This window comes from uncultured Spongiibacter sp. (assembly GCF_964011655.1).
Classification (GTDB): Bacteria; Pseudomonadota; Gammaproteobacteria; order Pseudomonadales; family Spongiibacteraceae; genus Spongiibacter; species Spongiibacter marinus.
Map to the genome: position 1 here is coordinate 60,200 of NZ_CAXGPO010000010.1, position 15,300 is coordinate 75,499.

Consider the following 15,300-nt stretch of genomic DNA (forward strand, 5'->3'; position numbering starts at 1 on the left):
GGAGATGCTCCATGAAGAAGAAATTAATTGCGCTGGCGGTGATCCTGGTGTCGGTGCTAATTGCCGTGGCAATTGCCCTTGCTGGCGGCGATGGTGGCCTGGAGGTTGCCGGTGTTCCGCTGATGTTGGCCTGCGCGGGGTTGGCGTTTTTCGTGCAGTGGCTGATTTTTGTTCCATCGTATATTTTCCAAACCGAGCACTACTACGACCTTACCGGCAGTCTTACCTACCTGGCTGTTATTACGCTTGCGCTGCTGGCGTCGTCGGCCTCATTGGCAGAGGCCGCTCCCCGGTCGATACTGCTCAGTGCAATGGTATTCATTTGGGCATTGCGCCTCGGGCCTTTCTTATTTCGCAGGGTAAAACGTGCGGGTAAAGATGGCCGCTTCGATGAAATTAAACCTATTTGGTCTCGCTTCTTGGTGACCTGGACGCTGCAGGGACTTTGGGTGTTCGTCACTCTGGCGGCAGCCCTCGCGGCGATCACCAGCTCGCGAGCGCCTGACATCGATAGTTGGGCGATTGCTGGTGGTTTGGTGTGGTTGGCGGGCTTGTCGATAGAAGCGATCGCCGACGCGCAGAAAACCCGTTTTAACCAGCAAGAAGAGAACGCCGGCAAATTCATAAATATTGGCCTGTGGCGGTGGTCGCGCCACCCCAATTACTTCGGCGAGATTGTGCTCTGGCTGGGCGTCGCGATTGTGGCGATTCCCAGTCTGCAGGGCTGGCAGTGGGTGACGATGATTTCGCCGTTGTTTGTCGTGGTGCTGCTCACGCGTATTAGCGGCGTACCGCTGCTTGAGAAACGCGCCGACGATAAGTGGGGTGGTCAAGTGGACTACGAACAATACAAAGCCAATACACCGGTATTGGTGATGCGCCCGCCAGCGCGATAAGACTGAGGCCAGTGGATAAATGATGAAGAAGCGATTGCTTGCTAGTGTATTTTGTCTGTTGAGCACAGACTTGATGGCGCGCTCACCGGTGCTCGAAGAGATCGTTATTACCGCGCAAAAACGTGAAGAAAGCCTCCAAGAAGTACCTATATCGGTGGTGGCGATGTCGGCGGAAATGATGGCAGATGCCAATATCGGCAATATGGAAGACATCTCCAACTTCACGCCTAATCTCAGTGTTTTTAGTCATGCGCCTTTTACCAGCCTGCAGGTGCGGGGCTTGGGCTCGCCCTTTGATAAAGGCTTTGAACAGTCGGCAGGCCTGTTTTTGGATGGGGTCTACCTCGGCCGCTTGGCGTTTCTTGATGCGGCCTTTCTCGATGTGGCCTCAGTGGAAATTCTGCGAGGCCCTCAGGGCACACTATTTGGTAAAAATACGATCTCAGGTGCGATCAGTATTCGCTCCAACCAGCCCAGCCAGGAGTTGGAATTCTCAGGTGAGCTGGTAACGGGCGAAGAAGACCTCGATAAATACAGCGTAACCGCGAACATTCCTATTAACGACAGGCTGGCATTACGCGCCTCTGGCTTGATTAACCAGCGCGACGGCGCCGTGTACAACACCACCCTGGATCGCGATGAGGGCAGTGTCGATGCGCGTATTGGTCGCGTGCAGCTGCGCTGGGATATTGCCGACTGGCTGGATGTTACCTTCGCCGCGGCCGATACCAATCAGGAGTTTCGTCTCGGTAGTTTTCAGGTGCAGACCGCAACGCCCGAGCAGTTTCAGCTGATGCAGTTCTATGACCCGCGTGTTGAGTTGGACCCTTCCAATGAGTTGAGCTCGCAAGACTATCCCGCTGAGACTTACCAAAATGGCAATAAATACGATATCCGGTTCAACGCCCAGCTGTGGGGGCATGAATTTGCCTGGATAAATTCGCTGACCACCATCGCAGAGGAATCCAATAGCGACTTGGATTTTTCACCCATTCCTCTGCTGTATTTTTTGAACGCTGAGGATTATGAGCAGCTGAGCAGCGAGCTGCGCATTGTCTCTCCGCTGGGCATGTTTGATGGTAAGTTTGATTACGTGGCGGGTATTTACGCCGCCACCAGCGATACCCGTATTCGCGTGATTATCGATGCCGCGCCGAATCCTGAAGATTTGTTGACAGGACTATCGGCAACCAGTGGACTGCTGGCGAGTCTCGACCCCATTTTGGCCTCAGTGATTGGCGGTGGGCCGGGAGAGAGACTGTTGATTGACGGCTACCAGGAAAACCTCAGTACGGCGGCTTATGCGCAGGCGAGTTGGCATTTTTCGCCGGAGTGGACGCTAACCGGTGGTATTCGCGTGTCGCGTGAAGAGAAAGACGTCGACCAACAGCTGCAAATGTTCACCGCCGGCACGGACATCGATGGCCCCATCTTTACTCAGCTGGTCACCGCTGAGGAATATCGCCTTATCGATAAACGCATCGATGAAGATGTTAGCCCCAAGTTGTCGCTCAGTTGGATTCCGGGCGACGATATTACGTTTTATGGCAGCGCGGCGGCGGGGTTTAAAAGCGGTGGCTACAGTGGTTCTGCGGTGCGCGCTGAAATAACCGAAGTAGAACCTGAGTCCTCGCTGACCTATGAGCTAGGGGCGAAAGCTCGTTTCTTTGGCGGCGCAGCCTCGCTCAACTTCGCCACGTTTTACACGGAATTTGAAGACCTTCAACTTACTATATTTGAAGGCAATGTCAGTCGCATCTCCAATGCAGCGGGGGCAATCTCCAAAGGTGCCGAGTTGGAGTCGGCCTTCGTGACGCCCTGGGGTATTTCAGGCAACCTCGCCGTCGCCTATCTTGATGCCAGTTTTACCGACTATGAAAATGGCCCTTGTCCCGCTGGTGAAGACACGCCTTGTGACCTAACCGGGCGACCGCTGGCGAATGCGCCGTTGTGGAAAGCAAATTTCAGCGTGAATTATTTCCATGACCTCGGTGAATGGCCGGTGAACGTGCTGTTTGGCGTCGACGTGCTATATGAAGACGATAAGTACCTGCAGGCCGACCAGGATCCGATAGATTTTCAAAGCGAGTTTGGCACCTATAATCTGCGCCTGCGCGTCGCTGATGACGACGAGCAGTGGTCATTGCAGGCATTTTTGCGCAATGCCGGTGACAAACATGCGCTGGAAGGCAGCGGCGATATTCCTACACTCAGTGGCGCGCATTTTGGAAAGGCAATTGCGCCGCGTCAGTTAGATGTTAGCCTGAAGTATCGGCTTTAATAACGGCGCCGCGGGGCGGCGCCGAATGGCTGAGTTAATCGCTGTTTCTGCGTTTTTCGCGCTTCTCGCGGCGTTTATCCTTCAGCGATTTTTGGGCGGCTTTTTTCGGCTTTTCTTTGGCCATGTTTATTCTCCCACGATCCAGCGCCATGCTGCGCCGCGTTGCGAGCGATGCTGATCGCATTCATGTATGAATAAAAAAGCGTGCGACGCGATAAACGCTCCATAACGGGTTTCCCTCCATCGATGATTAGCGGTAGAAATGCAGCAGTCGGAACGTTACCGAGCGGCGGGCCATCTTGATGGACAGCTCTGCGCCGAGTGGCTGTTGGTAAACGGCCCTGCCCAGCGGCGAAAACACAGAAAGGTGGTAGTGCCTGAGTGTCACGTCTTTTGGTAACACCAATTTGACGCACAGTAATTCGCTAAATTCGCCGCATTCAAGTAGAACGTGATCACCCAGTTGTACCCGGTTATCTCCCACAGATGCTTGCTCGAGCCGGCACAATATTGCCAGTAACTCAGCGGGCTGGCTGAAAATTGGCGTGTCGGACAGAAGCCCGGATAAGCGTTGTGCAGGGAACAGCGATTCACGTTTGTCGGCGATGTTGCGCTTGATAGTTTGGGTAGTCTCGCGAGAAGACATGTCGACCCTCCAGTGGTGAAAACAAGGTGTTTGCCTTCATGCCGGAGAGCGAACTAACTCCCCGGCTTAGGAGAGAAATTTGAGTGGTGTTGTGCAGGTCTTGAGCTTGCGTTTCATGGTTGCCGGGAAGTCGATGAGTGAGCTGACAGCATAGCCCGGCCAAAATAAAAGGCAAGGGCGCGGTTGGGGAGTTGACGCCACCTAAAAATTAAATGATAATTGTTCGCATTAACGTTTGGGGAGTTTGATGTGGAACCGGATCGCCGCTCAAGCCAGCGCTATGTCACGATTCGTGACAACGTTGTGCAGAGTTCGCAGTTGCTTTGCAAGGAAGGCCCGTTGCGTATTTTGCACGCCGGCGAGCAATATCAACTGCGAATTACTCGTCAGGGAAAATTGATTTTAACCAAGTAATTTCATCTCAAAGTTAGGCCAGCCAGCACGTCGCCAGCAACGCCATCGTATTTGGAGCAACTATGCGAATTGCGCGACTGGGGCTGCTGGCAGGCAGTCTTACTATTCTTCCTGTGCTCGCCGACAGCCAAGGTGAGCCCGCCGATAAGGCGCTGCTTAGCACCGATAAATTAACTGTGTACGCCACCCGCTCAGCGCGCGACAGCCATCGCTTGCCGCTGATGAGCAACGTTGTTGATGCGCGCTCGGCTGAGCATGCCTCTGCCTCACGAGTGGCCGATATTTTCGATAGCCTCGCGTCGGTAGAGGTTGCGGGCAGTGCGCGCCGCAATGGCCAAACACTGGTGATGCGCGGTTACGACAGCGACGGCGTACTGGTGTTGCTCGACGGCGTTCGCCAGCGTTTTGAATCCGGGCACGATGGTGCCTTCTTTGTCGACCCCGCGCTGTTGCGGCGGGTGGAGGTGATACGCGGAGCGAGTTCCATGCTCTATGGCTCCGGCGGGCTCGGCGGTGTGGTGGCGATGGAAACGGTCGACGCGGCGGATTTGCTGGCGGCGGGCGAGCAGGTCGGCGGTCAGCTGGCGGCGGGGTATCAGTCTGTCGACAACGAACGCAGCCAAACTGCCAGTGTATTTGGTCGCACCGCCGCCATGGATGGCTTGCTGTCAGTGAGCCGACGCGAGTCGGGTGACATCGATCTTTCCGACGGCAGCACACTGCCGGCCGATGATGAGGTGCTCAGCGGCTTGTTCAAGCTGGGCATAACACTGGCAGATTTTCACAGCTTGAAACTCAGTGCCCAGCACTATCGCGGCGACGCCGAAGAGCCTAACAATCCCCAGCTGGGAGTTGGCGACGATCACAGTGAGGAGCTGGTGGATAAGCGCATTGACTCGACCTTGTGGCGCCTCGGTTATCGCTATGAGAACCCAGACCACGAGGGCGTTAATCTCGACGCTCAGATCTATCGCGTAGACACGGACCTGGAAGAAACTCTGACCGTCGCTACCGGCATGGGTGCGCAGGGTGACGAGCGTCGACGTCAATTGATCACCGATGGTGTGAAGTTGGAAAACAAACAGCTGTGGCAGTCGGGTGACAGCGTCACGGTGTATGGCATTGAGGCCTATCGAGAGGAGCAGCGCGGTTCAGATTCCGCAAACGGTGAAGCCAACGGTATCCCCGACGCCAAGGCGGACTTTGCCGCCGTGTACGCCCAGCAAGAGTGGCAGTGGCAGAATGCGGCGGGGCAGTGGTTGCTGCTCGCCGGTGCTCGCTACGACCGCTACCGCTCCAAACGTCAGGGCGAGGGGGCCGTATCGGGAGGCGCGGGCTGGCCGTTGCCATTTCCTCTGCCAGGCAGTGCGAGTGATCCGGATCCGGCGAGCTCAATTGATGCGTCCAAGTGGTCGCCAAGGTTTGGTGTCAGCCTTGCGCCAAAGGACTGGCTGCTGCTGTTTGCCAATTATACCGGGGCATTTCGCGCGCCGACGATGACCGAAATTTACGCGACGGGAAATCACTTCTGCTTAAACATTCCCGGAGCGGGCGGTTGTAACCGCTTTGTGCCTAACCCAGACCTAAAGCCGGAAACCAATTTGACCGCAGAGCTGGGGATGGGCTTGAGCTTTCAAAATGTATGGCGAGCGGGGGATGCCCTGAATGTTAAAGCGGCTTACTTCAATGTTGATGCCGAAGACTACATCGACCTGGAGGTGAACTTCGTTCCGCCGTTTTCCGGTCAACCCTGTTGCGGCACAACACAATCTCGCAATATTTCTGATGCGGTTATTCGGGGTTGGGATGCCACTGCCGACTATCGACTTGGGCCCTGGCAACTGGGTTTGAGTGTGGCATATAGCACGGGTAAGAACAGCCGAACCGACGAGTATCTGGTTAGCAATCAGCCGCGTACCGCCGCGATCAGTCTGGCCTACGAGGTCGCTGCGATTAACACCGAGATCGGTCTGCGTAGTCGCTTTGCGGACTCCACCAGCAAGGTGCCACAGGACGAGCTGCGTCGCGATAGCTACCAGGTTCACGATGTTTATGCTCGCTGGTCACCGGTGGATTCGCTGACGGTTGATCTCGGCGTTAACAACCTTACCGACGAGACCTATCAACGGCCCGTTGCGCTCACTGCCGCGCCGGAGCGTAACCTAACGGCGAGAGTGAGTTATCAATGGTAGTGTCGTCGGGCACCTACCCAGCGCGGGTGTGCCAGGGGCTAAGTGCCGCCGGCGCACATGCTGCATTGTGGCTAATGCACGTACTTGCGCCGGCATTGTTACCCGACACGGCGCCGGTTTCCGTCGCTGTTCCCGTGGGTGTAAATCTGGTGTCACCATCATTTCAGCCGGTATCAGAAAACACGGCGGATAACGCAACAGCAAACGAGCCACCATCGCTGGCGTCGCCGCCGGTTCAACACGCGCTCGCTGCGCCCCCGCGAGAAAAATCGTCTGCACAGCCGGCCCGCCATCGATCGCCACCGGCACCGCGGCGCACCCGACGTGAGGCCCAACAAACTCGGCAGCTCGAACCAATATCACAAGCCTCACCGCAGGAAAGCGAGGTAGCCGATGCCGTTGCCGCGCAACAGCAAACCCAAAATCAGGCGTCGACGCCCACCGCGTTGGCCGACGCTGAGGTGGTTGAGCGACGAGCGCCGCGCTATCCGCGCCGTGCCGTTGAGCTGGGTATGCAGGGCATGGTGGTTCTGCATGTGTTGATCGACAGTGGTGGTGCGCTGCGCGATGTGAAGGTGGCTGAGTCTTCTGGTTTTGGTTTGCTGGATAAGGCCGCGCTTGCCGCGGTATCTCGGTGGCGCTTTGCCCCAGGCCCCATGCAGGGACAGTGGATGCGAGTACCCATCGAATTTTTACTCAATTGATATGGAGGGTGTATGGATACCTTAGTAAAGGACGGCCAGAGTTTGCTGCAGCGCTACGAAGCACTGCAGCAACAAGGGAAAACACTTCGTGCGCGCAATGCCGCTGAATCGCTGGGAGTGTCAGAGGCGGAGTTGGTCGCCAGTCGTATTGGCCTTGGCGTCACACGTTTACGCAATGATGCGAAGGCGATACTGAAAGAGGTAAAAACACTGGGCGAGGTAATGGCCCTGACCCGTAATGAACACTGTGTGCATGAACGCAAAGGCTGCTACCAAAAAATCGGTTTCAACGGCAGCATGGGCCTTGCTGTAAACGAAGCGATTGACCTGCGACTATTCATGCACCATTGGTCGAGTATTTTCGCGGTCGAGGAATCTGGCCGTCACAGTCTGCAGTTTTTTGATCGTTCGGGAACCGCGGCCCACAAAATCTATTTGACCGACGCTTCGGACGCCGCCGCGTATCGAGCCCTGGTCAGCAAATTTTCTGACTGCCCTCAGGTTGAAGAGCTGGCGTTGGAGGCCTACCCCGAGCCGTCGCCGCCTCTCGCTGACAGTGACATTGATATTCAGGGACTCGAGAGCGCGTGGCGGGCGCTGAAAGACACCCACGATTTTCACGCCTTACTCGCGACCTACAAGGTGCAGCGTGAGCAGGCCTTGCGCTTGGTCAGCGACGATCTTGCGAAGCCGCTCAGCACAGAATCTCCCCGTCGTCTGCTTGAAGCGGCGCGCGATAGCCAATGTGAAATTATGGTGTTTGTAGGCAACCGCGCCTGCATTCAGATTCACAGTGGCCCGGTTACTAATCTGCGCGCGACACCGGGGTGGTTTAACGTATTGGATCCACGTTTCAACCTTCACCTTAAGGAAGATGCGGTCGCCGCGTGCTGGCTTACTCGCAAGCCCACCGTCGATGGTGTGGTCTCCGCGTTGGAGGTCTATGGCGCGGGCGGTGAACTGATCGTCACATTCTTTGGGCGCCGCAAACCCGGTCAACCCGAATTGCCGCTGTGGCGCGAGTTGTTGCAGACCTTGGCTGATTGATGATGGCAATGTTTTCCATTGATACTCTCGGCGTACTCGCGTGGCCGTTAATCTGCTGCGCCTTACTGTTGTTCGCTGTAGCGGGAGAGCGCCTGTGTTTTGCGGTGTGGGCAGTTTGGCATCGGCAACAAACCTATAGTGATGCCCTGAATTTGCTAGACAGTAACCGCGAGTGTGACAAAGCGTTGCGCGATGAAGTGCTGGCCCTGCATTTACAAATGCTCTCCACGCAGTGGTTGCGCGGTCAAAACGTATTGCGTGGCCTGGCCACGGTAAGCCCGCTGCTGGGAATGCTGGGCACCATCATCGGTGTGATGGCCGCGTTTCACCGCCTTAGTGAACACCGCGGCGCGGTGAATCCCGCACTGCTTGCCGATGGCCTGTGGCAGGCGCTAACAACGACCGCTGTGGGTTTGTCTATCGCACTGCTTGCCGCCGTGCTGGCCGCGTTGCAAAACAGTGTTTGCCGAGTGGTACTGCAGAACTGGGCCGCAAAACTCAATCAGCGATCTCTGGACATGGCTGGAGCCAAAGTGGCAGCGCCGACACTGCGCGTGGAGCTTGCATGATCAAACTGCCTGACTCTGCAGAGCCCGCAGCGATGGAGCTGATGCCGTTGATGGATATTCTCTTCATTCTGCTGTTGTTTTTCTTACTTACTGCCGGCGCCGCTGTTGCGCCAATGCCGGTAGCACTGGTGGAGGCCCAGGGCAGCGAGTCGTCGCCGATGCCCGATACCCTGCTGCAGTTAAGCGTGGATGCGACAGGCGTTTATGTATTGGACGAGCGCCGCTATTCCACCACCGCTGAACTGATGCCCAAACTTCTGGCGCGTTATCAGGCGAGTGCGGATGCCACCTTGCTCATCGCCGGTGACCAGCAGGCGCCATTACAGGCCTTGGTCAGCCTGCTCGATGCCCTGCAAAAAGCGCAGGTCGAGCGCGTTCAATTATTACACCAAAGGGAAATGTTTAATGAGAATAAATAAGCGCGCCGTGGCACTGGCCTTTGGCGCGGCGTTGCTCTCCAGTCTGGGTAACGCGAGTGAGCGCCTGGTCACCTTGGGCGGAGATGTAACAGAAATTGTGTTTGCGCTCGGCGCCGGTGATCGCGTGGTGGCAGTAGATAGCTCCAGCGTTTACCCGCCGAAGGTGCGTCAGCTACTCCAGCTGGGTTACCTTCGCGCCCTGTCCGCCGAGGGCGTATTGTCGGTGTCGGCAGATCGTATCATCGCGAATGCCGACATTGGCCCGCCTGCAGTAAAGCAACAGATCCTGGCTGCTGGTCAGCAACTGGAGCTAGTGGAGGCAACGCCGACACCTGAGCAGTTGTATGACAAGATTCGCCGGCTAGCGTCGTTGCTGGGAACCGTGGCCGCCGGCGATGACATTATTGCAGCGCTCAAAGCGGATTTCGCCGCGCTTGCCGAGCGGCGTCAGCGGTTATCGCATCGCCCTGGGGTGCTGTTTGTGATGAATCACGGTGGTGGCGCACCGATGATAGCGGGGCGCAATACCGCTGCCGACAGCATGATTCAACTGATGGGCGGGCGGAATGTTGCCGACGCGATACGCGCTTACAAACCCATGACAGCAGAGGCGTTAGTGAATGCGGCGCCAGACTGGATTGTGGTGACTGACCAGGGACTGGAGCAGTTTGGCGGTGTCGACGGCTTGTTGCGCCAGCCTGGGATGGCGTTAACACCGGCCGCTGAGTCGCGGCGCATTCTCAGCATGGATGCATTGTTGTTGCTGGGTTTTGGTCCGCGCACGGCTGACGCCGCCACCACACTGTTTAATGCACTACACGGCGAATCCGAAAATGATGCCCAGCGCGATTACTGAAACGCGTCATCCAAATGCGGCGTATCGCGTGCTGGGCTTATTAATGGCCTGTTTATTGGCGGCGTTGATGCTGGCTGCTTTTGTCGGTGCGGCCAGTGTCGAGTGGCAGCACTGGCAGTGGCGGGCGTGGCAGAATCCAGAGGCCGCCATACTCTGGCATATCCGGCTACCGCGCTTGTGTTTGGCGGCCATCGTTGGGGCAGGGCTCGGCGCATCGGGCGCGGCGATGCAGGGCTTGTTTCGCAACCCGCTTGCTGACCCCGGACTGCTGGGCATTGCCAACGGTGCGGCGCTCGCCGTGGCCATCAGTTTAATTGCCATTCCATCCAGCTGGGGTTTGCTGGGCCTGTACAGCATAAGCATCGCCGCATTTTGCGGCGGTTTGATTTGCTGCATCGTTATATTTCTTTTTGCTCGTCGCAGCGGCGGCGGTGTTGCGGCGCTGCTGCTGGCGGGGTTGGCGATAAACGCCCTTTGTGGGGCGGCTATCGGGTTTCTCACGTATTTGAGCGATGACCAGCAATTGCGCAGCCTCAGCTTCTGGACAATGGGTAGCCTGGGCGGCGCGCTGTGGACGCAAATCGCCGTGTGTTGCAGTGTACTGATCCCCGCCTTGTTGCTGCTAACACGAAGTGCTCGGCAATTGGATGTTTTGCAGTTGGGTGATCGCAGCGCCGAATACCTGGGCATTGACCCCCGCCAGTTACAGCGTCGCACCGTCATACTGGCGGCATTAATTGTTGGCAGTTGTGTGGCAGTGAGCGGCGTTATCGGTTTTGTTGGTCTATTGGTGCCACACCTGCTTCGTATGCTTATCGGCCCTCAACATCGATGGCTATTGCCGGGCAGTGCCCTGCTAGGTGCATTGTTGCTATTGGCTGCCGACACGCTGGCGAGGACAGTGGTTGCGCCTGCGGAGCTGCCTGTGGGCGTTATTACCAGCCTGCTTGGCGCACCGTATTTCCTGTATTTGCTACTGTCTCAGGGAAGGCGGCTATGAGTTTGCTGGCAGAAGGACTGGGGTGGGCGCAAAAAGGCAAAAAAATCCTTCATGATGTCAGCGGCGAGTTAGCGCCGGGAACACTGCTGGCCATTGTTGGCCCCAACGGCGCGGGTAAATCGTCGTTGCTGCATTTGTTAGCCGGTGGTGAACAGCCGGATACCGGAACAGTGAGTTTAGATGGGCAATTATTATCCACTTATAGTGCAGCGTCTTTAGCGCGGCGCAGGGCAGTGTTGACCCAGGAGCAAAGCTTGCTCTTTCCGTTCACGGTCAGGGATGTTGTGGCAATGGGGAGTTTACTCGCTGCCAACGACGAGGATATCGAACACTGCCTGCAATACTTTTCGGCCGCTGAGCTTATTAATCGCCAGTATTTGTCCCTGTCTGGCGGCGAGCGTCAGCGGGTACAGATAGCGCGGGTGCTGTTGCAGTTGCTGCCATCATTAAAGGCAGGTGACCCCGCTTATCTGTTTCTCGATGAGCCGCTCAATGCCTTGGATCTGAACCACCAATTTGCGCTGATGGCTTTACTTGAGTCGCTGCGAGATCGCGGCTTTGCTATTGCCTGTGTGATTCATGACTTGGTGCTGGCGCACCGCTTTGCTGACCAGGTTTGGGTGTTAAGCAATGGCCGGCTCGTCGCCCAGGGCGGTGCTGCGGCGGTGATTAACGAGCGCTTGCTCGACGAGGTGTTTATGTTACCCGCGCAGCCCCGCAAAGTGATGGCATCACTGCTGGACTGCGCGGCGAGGTAGGCACTCGTCCTCGCTCAGCCGATGAGCTGCTGACTGGCCAAGTACTCCTCGTAGCTACCATGGAAGTCGTTGAGCTTCTGGTCTTTGATTTCGACAACACGGGTGGCCAGCGACGATACGAATTCGCGGTCGTGGCTGGCAAAGATTAGTGTGCCTTCAAAGTATTCCAGCGCCAGGTTCAGGGCTTCAATCGACTCCATATCCAAGTGGTTAGTCGGCTCGTCCATAATCAGAACATTGCAGTCCATCATCATCAGCTTGCCAAACAGCAGGCGGTTCTTCTCACCGCCTGAACAGACCTTAACCTGCTTTTTGAAGTCGTCGGAAGAGAACAGTAAGCGCCCAAGCGTTGCGCGCACAATCTGGTCGTCGTGACTGGGCTTTTGCCACTGCGCCATCCAGTCGAACAGATTGAGGTCGTTGTCAAAGTCATTGCTGCTGTCCTGAGGGCAGTAGCCCAGGCTGGCATTTTCGGCCCACTTAATGTTGCCTTCGTTGGCGGCTAACTCCTTCATTAAGCAGCGCAAAAAAGTCGTTTTACCGGCGCCGTTCTCACCGATGACTGCCAGGCGAGTGCCCGCTTCAATAATCATGCTGGCGTCGCTAAATAGCTTGTCATCGAAGCCGTGGCCAACGCTCTCAAGCGTCAGCGCTTGGCGGTGCAGCTTCTTCTCCTGCTTGAAGCGGATATAGGGCGAGACCCTGCTGGAGGCTTTGATTTCATCCAGTTGGATTTTTTCAATTTGCTTAGCGCGGGAGGTCGCCTGCTTAGCCTTGGAGGCATTAGCCGAGAAGCGGCTTACAAATTGCTGAAGTTCGGCAATTTGTGCAGACTTCTTCGCATTCTGGGCTTGTAAGCGCTCGCGCGCCGCGGTCGCCGCCATCATAAAGTCGTCGTAGTTGCCGGGGTAGACGCGCAGCTCGCCATAGTCGATATCCGCCATGTGCGTGCAAACGGCATTGAGAAAATGCCGGTCGTGGGAAATGATCACCATCGTGCTCTTGCGCTCATTCAGTAGCTCTTCCAGCCAGCGAATGGTGTTGATATCGAGGTTGTTGGTGGGCTCGTCCAGCAGCAGAATATCGGGCTCGGAGAACAGGGCTTGCGCCAGCAATACCCGCAATTTCCAGCCGGGGGCGACTTCACTCATTGGGCCGAAGTGCAGGCTTTGGTCGATGCCCGCGCCCAGCAAAATTTCACCGGCGCGACTCTCGGCGCTGTAACCATCCATTTCCATGAAACGGGTTTCCAGCTCGGCGACTTTCATTCCGTCTTCTTCCGACATTTCGCTCTGCGAATAAATGCGGTCGCGCTCTTGTTTCACTTCCCAAAGCTCGGTGTGACCCATGATCACGGTATCGATCACTGAATACTGCTCGAAGGCGAACTGGTCTTGGTGCAGCTTGCCGATGCGTTCGTTCGGATCTAACGACACATTGCCAGAGGTGGGCTTGAGGCTGCCGTCGAGGATTTTCATAAACGTGGATTTGCCGCAGCCATTCGCGCCAATAAGCCCGTAGCGGTTGCCGTTGCCAAACTTCACTGAGATGTTTTCAAACAGCGGCTTGGCACCAAATTGCATGGTGATGTTTGCAGTAGAGATCAACAGAGTATCCTGAGCCTGCACGTGGCAGTGCGTAAATCGATGAGCAGAGAGCCGCGCACTATAAGCCTTTCAGCGCGCGAGGTCGAACGCCCGGGGCGATTTGGCGCATTATTTCCGCAGTGTTTAGCCCTTAAGGGGTTGCGCCAGAATCCATAGGCCGAAGCCGGTAAATACAATCATCAGTGCCAGCATCGGGAATTGACTGAGTGTGGCCTGGCGGCGGCTATTGAAGCAGCGCAGGGCTTCGACGTGAGCCAACCAAACACTGGCGACGTGACCGATCAGTATCAGCCAAACCTGGCTATCCCAGACCACGCCCATATCGGGAATGATGGGCAGGCGGCCAGTAATGGCATTGCCAAAAATGTTCCAGCCCCAGCCAAAGGGGTCGGAGATCAGCCCGCGAATTTTCACTCCCTGATTCAGCAGCAAGGTATAGTAGTGGGTGATGTGATAGACCAGCGCGATGGGCAGCAGGCTATAGCTGAACCGGGCGGTAAGCTCAGTAAGTGGGAGGTCGCTGCGGCTGAGCGTTTTGCCCAGCCATAAAAAGCCGAGAAACAAGCCCAAATACAGCAGTGGTGACAGCAGCAGCCAAAATACTTCGTACGCGATGAACCAGGGCCGCAAATAGGGGTAGGCGTAGATTGGGTGCTCGCCGAGCAGCGGAGTGAGAATATTCCAAGGGTCTTTCCAGAATAGGTTGAACCACAGCTGCGTTTCTTTTAATCCGTCGAAGGCGGTGGACGACAGCATAAACAGAATAAAGATCAGCAAACTCGGGTGCGTGGCGCGCTGGCCGATTAAGCCGGCAAACGGCCACTGCAGCACCCAACGCTGTTCAGCATTTTTTTGCAGCGGTGCCATATGGCCGATCACACGAAATAGCACTGAGAACAGGTCGGCGTAGTAAAACCACTGGCGACTCCCGACCAGCCAGCTACCCAGCAGGGTTAAGGCCGTGTACGCGAGCAGAATGACTGACAGTGAAAACGGCCGTGTATCGCCGAACAGCTCGATAATGATAAACACCATGTACTGGGCCAGTGCCGGCCAGTAGGCGAGGCGCTTTGGGTAGGCGATGTAGCCGCTGCCAAAAACGGGCCAGCGTTTTGACAGCACTTCTACAGACACCTTCCAGGGGTTTACGGCGTCGTACCAGCCACCCACCAGCGTGCTCAAATAGCAGCCGCCCAGAGCAAACACGATCCAGAAGTAGGTCATGTTGATATTGCGATAGCTGTCCTGATTACCGATGAGGCCGGCAACAATGGCCAACACGATGCTGGCAAACATAGCGGTCTGAAACAGCCGCTGCAGCCACGGCATCTTGAGCTGGCCAAGCAGCAGGTGTCGCGGTTGCTGAGCGTTGGGGGTTTCTCTCAGGAAAAACGCCAGCACAACAAAGGAAAGTGCCAGCGCTGCCATTGCCCCGTAGATGTACATCCAATAGGGCATGGGTAACTGGTAGGGCTGGGCGAAGGAGTGGGCGTGCACGGCGGTGCTGCCCACACTGGCGGCGGAAGCCATTGCGAGTCGAAGTTTCACTGCCGAGGGTACACTTCCAAGGTGCCAAACTGCAGGTCGTTACCATGTAGCTCAAGCATAAAACGACCGGTGCTATCGGCGGTGAACTCCAGTGTGGTCAGTTCGCCGGCTGGCAGCACCAGGTGTTTTTCGTAGCCGTGTACGTGCATGGCATCATCGCTGTCGCTGACGACGTTCAATCGCAACGTGTCGCCGGCATAAGCGGTGAGCGTTGCTGGGCCTTGGTACTGTTGGCCACTGAACGCCAGTGAATACTGTCGCAACTGTGGTTCGCTCGGTGCTGAGGTGGTGGGTTTCAGCCCCCACCACAGCGCCACCAGCACCACCGCACTACTTAGAACTAATGCAACTGTGCGCATGGTG

Annotated in this window: 15 protein-coding genes; 11 read left to right on the forward strand and 4 right to left on the reverse strand. The window is 56.4% G+C overall.

Annotation, left to right across the window (positions count from 1 at the left end):
• Nucleotides 1-11: 11 nt before the first annotated feature.
• Together ABNS66_RS07020 and ABNS66_RS07025 are read left to right on the forward strand one after the other, a co-directional pair.
• On the forward strand, nucleotides 12-896 hold the full coding sequence (locus ABNS66_RS07020; protein WP_286836764.1) for a DUF1295 domain-containing protein: 885 nt from the start codon (nucleotides 12-14) through the stop codon (nucleotides 894-896).
• Between the two features lie 22 nt (nucleotides 897-918).
• Nucleotides 919-3,177 (forward strand): TonB-dependent receptor, encoded by a 2,259-nt coding sequence (locus tag ABNS66_RS07025; protein ID WP_348655291.1) that lies wholly within the window; start codon nucleotides 919-921, stop codon nucleotides 3,175-3,177.
• Between the two features lie 250 nt (nucleotides 3,178-3,427).
• Here ABNS66_RS07025 and ABNS66_RS07030 read toward each other — a convergent pair whose 3' ends face one another.
• Nucleotides 3,428-3,823, reverse strand: coding sequence for a GreA/GreB family elongation factor (locus ABNS66_RS07030; RefSeq protein WP_286836768.1), 396 nt, complete (start codon nucleotides 3,821-3,823; stop codon nucleotides 3,428-3,430).
• 249 nt (nucleotides 3,824-4,072) lie between these two features.
• Here ABNS66_RS07030 and hemP point away from each other — a divergent pair, with 249 nt between their 5' ends.
• The 9 genes from hemP to ABNS66_RS07075 all read left to right on the forward strand — a co-directional run bounded on the left by hemP (nucleotide 4,073) and on the right by ABNS66_RS07075 (nucleotide 11,782).
• Nucleotides 4,073-4,237 (forward strand): hemin uptake protein HemP, encoded by a 165-nt coding sequence (gene hemP, locus ABNS66_RS07035; RefSeq protein ID WP_084498074.1) that lies wholly within the window; start codon nucleotides 4,073-4,075, stop codon nucleotides 4,235-4,237.
• Nucleotides 4,238-4,299: 62 nt separating this feature from the next.
• A complete protein-coding gene (locus tag ABNS66_RS07040; RefSeq protein ID WP_286836770.1) occupies nucleotides 4,300-6,429 on the forward strand; it encodes a TonB-dependent hemoglobin/transferrin/lactoferrin family receptor in 2,130 nt (709 codons plus the stop codon).
• The gene (locus ABNS66_RS07045) at nucleotides 6,423-7,133 is read left to right on the forward strand and encodes an energy transducer TonB (RefSeq protein ID WP_286836772.1); all 711 of its coding nucleotides are present in this window, start codon (nucleotides 6,423-6,425) and stop codon (nucleotides 7,131-7,133) included. The genes ABNS66_RS07040 and ABNS66_RS07045 overlap by 7 nt, the downstream gene beginning before the upstream one ends.
• Before the next feature lie 12 nt (nucleotides 7,134-7,145).
• Nucleotides 7,146-8,180 (forward strand): ChuX/HutX family heme-like substrate-binding protein, encoded by a 1,035-nt coding sequence (locus ABNS66_RS07050; RefSeq protein ID WP_286836774.1) that lies wholly within the window; start codon nucleotides 7,146-7,148, stop codon nucleotides 8,178-8,180.
• Nucleotides 8,181-8,188: 8 nt separating this feature from the next.
• Nucleotides 8,189-8,749: a MotA/TolQ/ExbB proton channel family protein gene (locus tag ABNS66_RS07055; RefSeq protein WP_286836776.1), complete on the forward strand. Its 561-nt coding sequence runs from the start codon at nucleotides 8,189-8,191 to the stop codon at nucleotides 8,747-8,749.
• The gene (locus ABNS66_RS07060; RefSeq protein WP_286836778.1) at nucleotides 8,746-9,168 is read left to right on the forward strand and encodes a biopolymer transporter ExbD; all 423 of its coding nucleotides are present in this window, start codon (nucleotides 8,746-8,748) and stop codon (nucleotides 9,166-9,168) included. The genes ABNS66_RS07055 and ABNS66_RS07060 overlap by 4 nt, the downstream gene beginning before the upstream one ends.
• Nucleotides 9,155-10,024, forward strand: coding sequence for an ABC transporter substrate-binding protein (locus ABNS66_RS07065; RefSeq protein WP_348655292.1), 870 nt, complete (start codon nucleotides 9,155-9,157; stop codon nucleotides 10,022-10,024). The genes ABNS66_RS07060 and ABNS66_RS07065 overlap by 14 nt, the downstream gene beginning before the upstream one ends.
• The gene (locus ABNS66_RS07070; RefSeq protein WP_286836782.1) at nucleotides 10,002-11,024 is read left to right on the forward strand and encodes an iron ABC transporter permease; all 1,023 of its coding nucleotides are present in this window, start codon (nucleotides 10,002-10,004) and stop codon (nucleotides 11,022-11,024) included. The genes ABNS66_RS07065 and ABNS66_RS07070 overlap by 23 nt, the downstream gene beginning before the upstream one ends.
• A complete protein-coding gene (locus ABNS66_RS07075) occupies nucleotides 11,021-11,782 on the forward strand; it encodes an ATP-binding cassette domain-containing protein (RefSeq protein ID WP_286836784.1) in 762 nt (253 codons plus the stop codon). Before ABNS66_RS07070 ends, ABNS66_RS07075 begins: the two co-directional genes overlap by 4 nt.
• Nucleotides 11,783-11,796: 14 nt before the next feature.
• On the opposite strand, the gene ABNS66_RS07080 is transcribed toward ABNS66_RS07075, so the two are convergent.
• The 3 genes from ABNS66_RS07080 to ABNS66_RS07090 form a co-directional block, all read right to left on the reverse strand.
• Nucleotides 11,797-13,389, reverse strand: coding sequence for an ABC-F family ATPase (locus tag ABNS66_RS07080; protein ID WP_286836786.1), 1,593 nt, complete (start codon nucleotides 13,387-13,389; stop codon nucleotides 11,797-11,799).
• A 123-nt stretch (nucleotides 13,390-13,512) separates the two neighbouring features.
• On the reverse strand, nucleotides 13,513-14,937 hold the full coding sequence (locus tag ABNS66_RS07085; RefSeq protein WP_286836788.1) for a hypothetical protein: 1,425 nt from the start codon (nucleotides 14,935-14,937) through the stop codon (nucleotides 13,513-13,515).
• A complete protein-coding gene (locus ABNS66_RS07090) occupies nucleotides 14,934-15,296 on the reverse strand; it encodes a hypothetical protein (RefSeq protein ID WP_286694489.1) in 363 nt (120 codons plus the stop codon). The genes ABNS66_RS07085 and ABNS66_RS07090 overlap by 4 nt, the downstream gene beginning before the upstream one ends.
• Nucleotides 15,297-15,300 lie beyond the last annotated feature (4 nt).

What these genes read in the sequence shown, in the direction of transcription:
- ABNS66_RS07020 (WP_286836764.1), top strand. Translation starts at nt 12, where the DNA reads ATGAAGAAGAAATTAATTGCGCTGGCGGTGATCCTGGTGTCGGTGCTA.
- ABNS66_RS07025 (WP_348655291.1), top strand. Translation starts at nt 919, where the DNA reads ATGAAGAAGCGATTGCTTGCTAGTGTATTTTGTCTGTTGAGCACAGAC.
- ABNS66_RS07030 (WP_286836768.1), bottom strand. Translation starts at nt 3,823, where the DNA reads ATGTCTTCTCGCGAGACTACCCAAACTATCAAGCGCAACATCGCCGAC.
- ABNS66_RS07040 (WP_286836770.1), top strand. Translation starts at nt 4,300, where the DNA reads ATGCGAATTGCGCGACTGGGGCTGCTGGCAGGCAGTCTTACTATTCTT.
- ABNS66_RS07045 (WP_286836772.1), top strand. Translation starts at nt 6,423, where the DNA reads ATGGTAGTGTCGTCGGGCACCTACCCAGCGCGGGTGTGCCAGGGGCTA.
- ABNS66_RS07050 (WP_286836774.1), top strand. Translation starts at nt 7,146, where the DNA reads ATGGATACCTTAGTAAAGGACGGCCAGAGTTTGCTGCAGCGCTACGAA.
- ABNS66_RS07055 (WP_286836776.1), top strand. Translation starts at nt 8,189, where the DNA reads ATGTTTTCCATTGATACTCTCGGCGTACTCGCGTGGCCGTTAATCTGC.
- ABNS66_RS07060 (WP_286836778.1), top strand. Translation starts at nt 8,746, where the DNA reads ATGATCAAACTGCCTGACTCTGCAGAGCCCGCAGCGATGGAGCTGATG.
- ABNS66_RS07065 (WP_348655292.1), top strand. Translation starts at nt 9,155, where the DNA reads ATGAGAATAAATAAGCGCGCCGTGGCACTGGCCTTTGGCGCGGCGTTG.
- ABNS66_RS07070 (WP_286836782.1), top strand. Translation starts at nt 10,002, where the DNA reads ATGATGCCCAGCGCGATTACTGAAACGCGTCATCCAAATGCGGCGTAT.
- ABNS66_RS07075 (WP_286836784.1), top strand. Translation starts at nt 11,021, where the DNA reads ATGAGTTTGCTGGCAGAAGGACTGGGGTGGGCGCAAAAAGGCAAAAAA.
- ABNS66_RS07090 (WP_286694489.1), bottom strand. Translation starts at nt 15,296, where the DNA reads ATGCGCACAGTTGCATTAGTTCTAAGTAGTGCGGTGGTGCTGGTGGCG.